Origin of the sequence: Deinococcus roseus, assembly GCF_014646895.1 — a bacterium.
Classification (GTDB): domain Bacteria; phylum Deinococcota; class Deinococci; order Deinococcales; family Deinococcaceae; genus Deinococcus_C; species Deinococcus_C roseus.
On the sequence record NZ_BMOD01000041.1, the window covers coordinates 20,749 to 27,059 of the forward strand.

Genomic DNA, 6,311 nt, shown 5'->3' on the forward strand with positions numbered 1-6,311 from the left:
TTAAAGTAAAACCACCATGTCCTTTCCCCTGCTTCTCCTCGAACATGTCCATGTGAAATTGCAAAACGTGACCGTGCTGCACGGCTTGAACTGGTCCCTGCATCCGGGGCAGCACTGGGCCATTTACGGCTCCAACGGTGCGGGCAAGAGCACCTTTTTCAAGCTGGTTCGCGGGGATTTGTGGCCCGACCATGGGGGCCTGAGGCGTTACAACCTGAATGGCACGCCCACAGAAAGCCCCATCCAGGCCAGAGAGCACATTGCCCTGGTGTCTCCTGAAGCGCAGGACTGGTACCTGCTGCAGGACTGGGAGCAGACGGCCTTGCAGGTGGTCCTGACCGGGCTTTTTCAGAGCCAGCTTCTGTACCAGCACATTGAGGAAGCAGACCAGCAGCATGCAAAACAGTGGCTGCAAAGTCTTGGGCTCAGCCATCTGGAAACGCGGGATGTCAGAATGCTGTCTCAGGGGGAAAGAAGGCGCGTGCTGCTGGCAAGGGCGCTGATCGGGAAACCCCGGATCCTTCTGCTGGATGAATTCTTTGAAGGCATCGACACCCCCTCCAGGGCTTTTCTGAAAAAGGTGTTGCAGGAGGTGTCAGAAGACACCACCATCGTGTACAGCACCCACCGCACCACCGAAGAACTTCCGTTCACCACCCACGCCCTGACCCTGACTGCCGGACACCTGCAGGAAGGCAGGCCCGAAATGAAAACCCCGCCAGTGTGGGGCCATGGGGTGCAAAAACAACAGAGCGGCGCGGTGCTGGTGTCTGTGGATTGCCCGGAAACCTACCGGGAAGACCAACTGGTCCTGAAGAACATCCAGTTCCAGATGCATGAGGGGGAACACTGGGCCATTCTGGGGGCCAACGGTTCCGGGAAAAGCACGCTGGCCAAATTGATCCGCAAGGAACTGTATCCCGCTTATGGAGGCACGGTGCTGCACCACGGTCAGGAGGTCTCGGCCTGGGTGTCCAAAAAGGAATTTGCCCTGGTGACCGGAGACCAGCAGTACCGCCACAAACTGAACGTGCCTTCCCACACCGTGATTGCTTCAGGGTTTTTTGATTTTGTGGGCCGTTTTGATCCCCTGAGCCCTGAGCAGGAAGCCCGTCTGGAACACATCATCAAGTTGCTGGACCTTTCTGAACTGGCCGACAAACCAGCCTCCATCCTCTCGCAGGGCCAGATGAAGAAAATCCTGCTGGCCCGTGCAGTGGTGGGAAACCCAAAAGTGGTCATTCTGGATGAAGCGCTGGATTACCTGGATGCACCAGCCAAAACGCTTTTTACGGATGCCCTGGCCCGGCTTGCAAACACAGGAACCCAGTTCATCTGCATTGCCCACCACACCCTGGACCTGCCCGAATTCCTCACCCATGCCCTGCTGCTGGAACATGGAGAGGTGGTTTTTCAGGGCAAGATTCAGGATTTGCCAGAGCAGGGTCTTCCAGGGGCTTAAACAGGCTGGGCTTGCAAAATGGTCTGCTGCAAGGCAGAAAGCACCCTTTGCAGCTCTGTATTGAGCTCTGGATCGGTGATTTCAGCCTGTGCATTCAATTTTTTGCTCAGCAATCCAATCTTCAACTGGTTCTCTGCAGGCACCCTGGCCTCCAGCATGCCCAGGGTCAGCATCAGGGAGGTGTGGGCGTGCTCTGCAGATGTGGGGTAAGGCGAGGCAGCGACAGCAGCCACAGGCTTGTCTGCCATGTCTCCAGAACCCACCAGCCAATCCAGCGCATTTTTGAAGGAACCGGGCAATCCTGCAGCGTATTCAGGGGTGCAGATCAGGACACCATCCGCCTTTTGCACTTTCTCTCGCCAGTCCTGCACAGCCTGAACGTTCATCTCGCCTTCCCGGTCCAGGTCTGGATTGAAGTGGGGCAGGGTGTCCAGGTTCTCCCAGATTTCCAGCTGCAGGTTTTCGGGGGCAAGGTGCTGCAGGGCTTGCAGCAGCAGGGTGGTGCTGGACCCTTTTCTCAGGCTTCCAGACACGGCAAGAATGTTCAATGCAGGATTCATGGGCAACATGCTTTTCATGTTGCCCGTTTTGCTGCGGGTCAATTGTGAGGCCTTTCAGCCCTGCAGAAAACCCACCACTTCCCCGAAAGTGGTGTAAACCTTGCCTCCCCACTGACCAGAAAGCTCAGGATCCAGCTCAGGGGTCAGACCCTCGAAAATGAAAGCAGGACGGGCTTCCATGGCAATGCTGCCTTTGCTGTCCAGGCGGTCCAGCACAGCCTCGAAGTCCCAGTCTCTGGCCCACAGTTTCTTCAGAATCACCAGCACTTCACGGCCCGGATAGGTGGTGGTGGTGGACTCGAAATGCAGGTCATCCGGGCGGCGCACATGCACCGGACGCCCCGACAGCCCGGCGTTTTTCAGGGCCAGGTAAATGCGTTGAATGGGATCATCCAGCAAATAGCTTTCCAGCAGCAGTTTCTGGGCCTTCTCACAGGCCACTTCCAGCACATCCTCGTCAAGGCGTTTGGGATTGATGCCTGCAAAAAATTTGCGCAGTTGTTCGGGCAGGTTGTTGCTGGCGTAAAACGTCTCTTCATACCTGGGGCTGAGGATAAACCCTCTGGCAAGTTTGAGGTGGTGCTGGGCCAGCCGGAGTCCTTCCTGGCCGACTTCCAGTGCGTTCTGTCTCGCAGCTTCCTGAAAGGTGTACATGAGGTCATTTTAACCATGGAGGGGGGCGAAGGGCATGGATACCGAGAGCCGAGGGCCGAGAGCAGAGGGCAAAACAGGAAGGGCAAGGCAAAGATGCCGGGGGCCATCACACTGAATTGCAGAACGCCTGATGCTGCAATTTGCCAGAACCCTCAGCGCTATACTGCACTCATGGTCGCCTTCAAACCCAACTGGACAGGCCTGCTGGCAGTGTTGCTGGCCCTGCTGGTGTGGGCCGGGGTGCTGGGCTTCTGGGGGCAGCAGCGTTACAGGCAATTGCAGGAAACCTTTGACACCGAGGCCCGCATTTTGCACCGGGTGCTTTCCCAGAGGGCCGAACAACATGACGCTTTGCTGGACAGTCTGGCGGTGGTGGCAGGCATGAAGCTGCCAGCGCAACAACTGCAAACCTTTGTCACTTCCCTGACTGCCAGTTATCCCCAGATTGTGGGGGTGCAGGTGTGCCTTGCAACATGCCAGAACCTGCTGCAGAAAGGGCATGACACCAGCTATGTCCTGCAAAAATCCCTGCAACCTGCAGGACGGGTGGAATTGCACATCGATCCTGCAAAACTGCTGGGACAGGGAGAAGGCATGTCCCGTGCAGCTTTCACCCTGCAAGAGCCTCAGGGCCAGACGCTGCTGAATGTGCCCTCCAGAGATTCCCATTCGGTTTTTCCTGCGCTGTTCGTTCAGAAGGTGCTGGGGGCTGCGTCCCAGCCTTTTGTGCTGACCATCAGGCAGGAGGTTTTGCTCAAAGATTTTCCTGTGCTGCAGATGGTTCTGGCTGGATTTTTGATCCTGATGCTGGCTTATGGGGCACATCTGTCCCTGCAGGTCAGACAGCGCATTCTGACAGCAGAAGCCGCCGTGCAACAGGAAAAAGACCGTGCTCGGGTGGTGCTCACTGCCGTGGACGATGCCCTGGTTACTTTTGACCGGAACCACACCATCGGCTATGCCAATCCTGCAGCCATGGCTTTGCTGGAACAGCCTCTGATGGGGCAGAACCTCTTGCGGGCCGTGCAATTTGCAGAAGGTCCGTCTTTTCTGGAGGTGCTGCAGAACTTCTGGAAGCACAACATTTTCCAGGAGTTGCCAGAGGGTCTGGTCCTGCAAAATCCCATCTCCAGACACATCGAAGGGAGCCTGTCTCCCCTGCCAGATCAATCGGGGGCAGTGCTGGTGCTGCGGGACCTGGGGCCGTTCCGGGCGCGCATGCTCAACCGTCTGGAAGAAAGCGAACGCAAACGCAAAGAGCATGAAGCCCTGCTGACCCACATGTTGCGGGTGAACACCACCGGAGAGGTCGCTTCCGGAATGGCCCACGAGCTCAACCAGCCCCTGACCGCCATCCTCAGCCAGAGCCAGGGGGCCTTGCGGGTGCTGGAAGAAGAGGACCTGGATCTGGTGCGCACCGCACTGGAACGCACGGTGATTCAGGCCAGACGCGCCGGGGAAATCATTCAGCGGCTGCGTGCCCATCTGGTCCGTCAGCCCCTGCAGCCCACCCGGGTGTCTCTGGTTTCTCTGGTGTCCAGGCTGGAGATGCTGCTGGAAACCGAGCTGCAGGAACACCACATTCAACTGAACGTGAGCCTTGCAGCTGCCCCTGCTGTGCAGGCAGACGCCATTCAACTGGAGCAGGTGCTGCACAACCTGATTCGCAACAGCATGGACGCCTTGCAGGACAGCCCTTTGCAGAAACGTCAGATTGAGCTGTCTGCAGAACAGCAGGGTGGGCAGGTGCTGCTGATGGTCAGGGACCACGGTCCCGGCCTGTCAGAAACTGCACTGGAACATCTTTTTCTGCCTTTTCACAGCACCAAGAAAGACGGCATGGGGGTGGGCCTCTCCCTTTCCAGAACCCTGATGCAAAGCATGGACGGAGAACTTTCCGGGACCAACCATCCGCAGGAAGGGGCCGTTTTCACCCTCACCCTGCCCGTTTTTCAGGAGGAATTGCATGTCCACTGACCAGCCCACCGTGCACGTTCTGGACGACGATCAGGCCGTAAGGGAGGCCCTGGAATTCCTGATCCAGACCGTGGGGCTTGCCGTCAAAACCTACAGCACCCCCACCCAGTTCTTTGCTGAATTCGATGCAGAAACCGTGGGATGTCTGATTGTGGACATCCGCATGCCGGTGATGAGTGGCCTGCAGGTGCAAACCGAACTGAAAACCCGGGGCATGGATCTGCCCATCATCATGATGACCGGGCACGGGGATGTGGAGCTGTGCAGGCGGGCCTTTCTGAACGGAGCAGTGGAATTCCTGCTGAAACCCATCGATGATCAGCAGCTGCTGGACGCCCTGCAGAAAGCCGTCCGGCAACACATCCAGACCCGTGAGAAACTGGCCGTCACCCAGCAGGCCGCTTCATTGCTGGAAAAACTCTCTCCCAGAGAGAAAGAAGTGCTGGACGGCATGCTGGAAGGGTATTCCAGCAAACAGGTGGCAAAAGCCCTGGGGCTTTCCCCCAGAACCGTGGAAACCCACCGGGCACACATCATGGAGAAACTGCAGGTGAATTCACTGGCCCAGTTGATCCGCCTGTATTTTCATGGTCTGCATGGATCGGGGCAGCATCAGAATGGACAGCATCCGTAAAAGTACGGACCCCATCACCGTAAAAAAACGAATATTTTCCCGAGACAAAAATTTCTACCATGAACAGCAAGGAGATTCAACATGAAATACCCCCTGATCCTGCTTGCCGTTTCCAGCATTGCTTTCGCCCAGAACACCTCACCCAACACCATCACCACCCAGAACATCTCACTGGCCGCCGCCAACACCATCGCCATGCAGGCCGTTGCAGAGTGCCAGAGCAAAGGTTATCTGGTTGCTGCCACCGTGGTGGACCGCTCCGGTCTGGTGGTCGCGGTGGCCCGTGCAGACGGCGCTGGACCCCACACCATCGAGGCCAGCAAAGCCAAGGCGTTCACTGCCGTTTCTGCCCGCAACCTGACCTCTGCCGTGTTGGAAAACGTGCAGAAGAATGCCGCAGCCCAGTACCTGCCAGACATTCCCGGTTTCCTGGTGCTGGCCGGAGGGGTGCCCATTCGGGTCAACAATGAAGTGGTCGGGGCCATTGGTGTGGGAGGCGCACCCGGAGGCCATCTGGATGAGCAGTGCGCTGTGGCCGCCATTGCAAAGGTGTTTGGGCAGTAACGTCCCACCCCACCTCGCTGCGCTTTCCTCCCCGAATCGGGGAGGATTTTTTTGACCTGTCAAAACAAAACCCTCTCCTGACAGGAGAGGGAGCGAAGCGGGGAGAGGTCAGGCTCCGCCAGGATTCAGTTTGGGCGTGAAAGGAGGGTTGTTCTCTTTGCCCAGATCGTCTTCCTCGTCGGGAAGTTCGCCGCCTTTGAGGAGGATGCGGAACTCTTCACCCGAGAGGGTTTCCCGGACCATCAGGGTTTCCACCACCGTGTGCATCACCGGTTTGTATTCCTCCAGAATGACCTTCACAGTGGCATACTGCGCATCGATGATGCGTTTGATCTCATGGTCGATCTGGCGGGCGGTTTCTTCAGAGTAGTTTTTGGAGTCCTGGTAAGCGCCGAGGTAGGTTTCGTTCTCCACCTGGTGGGCAATCTTGCCGAGCAAGGGGCTCATCCCCCATTCGGTC

6 protein-coding genes and 1 pseudogene are annotated in these 6,311 nt (G+C 57.4%); 4 read left to right on the top strand and 3 right to left on the bottom strand.

Annotation, left to right across the window (positions count from 1 at the left end):
• Positions 1 to 16 precede the first annotated feature (16 nt).
• Positions 17 to 1,462: an ABC transporter ATP-binding protein gene (locus IEY52_RS25000; protein WP_189008883.1), complete on the top strand. Its 1,446-nt coding sequence runs from the start codon at positions 17 to 19 to the stop codon at positions 1,460 to 1,462.
• On the opposite strand, the gene IEY52_RS25005 is transcribed toward IEY52_RS25000, so the two are convergent.
• Both IEY52_RS25005 and IEY52_RS25010 read right to left on the bottom strand, forming a co-directional pair.
• The gene (locus IEY52_RS25005; protein ID WP_189008886.1) at positions 1,459 to 2,040 is read right to left on the bottom strand and encodes an NADPH-dependent FMN reductase; all 582 of its coding nucleotides are present in this window, start codon (positions 2,038 to 2,040) and stop codon (positions 1,459 to 1,461) included. The two genes, IEY52_RS25000 and IEY52_RS25005, sit on opposite strands and share 4 nt — an antisense overlap.
• A 36-nt stretch (positions 2,041 to 2,076) precedes the next feature.
• Complete coding sequence (locus IEY52_RS25010) at positions 2,077 to 2,676, bottom strand: hypothetical protein (RefSeq protein WP_189008889.1); 600 nt, start codon at positions 2,674 to 2,676, stop codon at positions 2,077 to 2,079.
• Positions 2,677 to 2,847: 171 nt separating this feature from the next.
• Here IEY52_RS25010 and IEY52_RS25015 point away from each other — a divergent pair, with 171 nt between their 5' ends.
• From IEY52_RS25015 to IEY52_RS25025, 3 genes are all read left to right on the top strand, one after another.
• Entirely contained in the window at positions 2,848 to 4,653 is a 1,806-nt protein-coding gene (locus IEY52_RS25015) for a sensor histidine kinase (protein ID WP_189008891.1), read from the top strand.
• Positions 4,643 to 5,287 (top strand): response regulator transcription factor, encoded by a 645-nt coding sequence (locus tag IEY52_RS25020; protein WP_189008894.1) that lies wholly within the window; start codon positions 4,643 to 4,645, stop codon positions 5,285 to 5,287. The genes IEY52_RS25015 and IEY52_RS25020 overlap by 11 nt, the downstream gene beginning before the upstream one ends.
• An 81-nt stretch (positions 5,288 to 5,368) precedes the next feature.
• On the top strand, positions 5,369 to 5,851 hold the full coding sequence (locus IEY52_RS25025; protein WP_189008897.1) for a GlcG/HbpS family heme-binding protein: 483 nt from the start codon (positions 5,369 to 5,371) through the stop codon (positions 5,849 to 5,851).
• A 108-nt stretch (positions 5,852 to 5,959) separates the two neighbouring features.
• Here IEY52_RS25025 and IEY52_RS25030 read toward each other — a convergent pair.
• A pseudogene (locus IEY52_RS25030) lies at positions 5,960 to 6,311 on the bottom strand (ATP-dependent zinc metalloprotease FtsH); the annotation flags it as partial.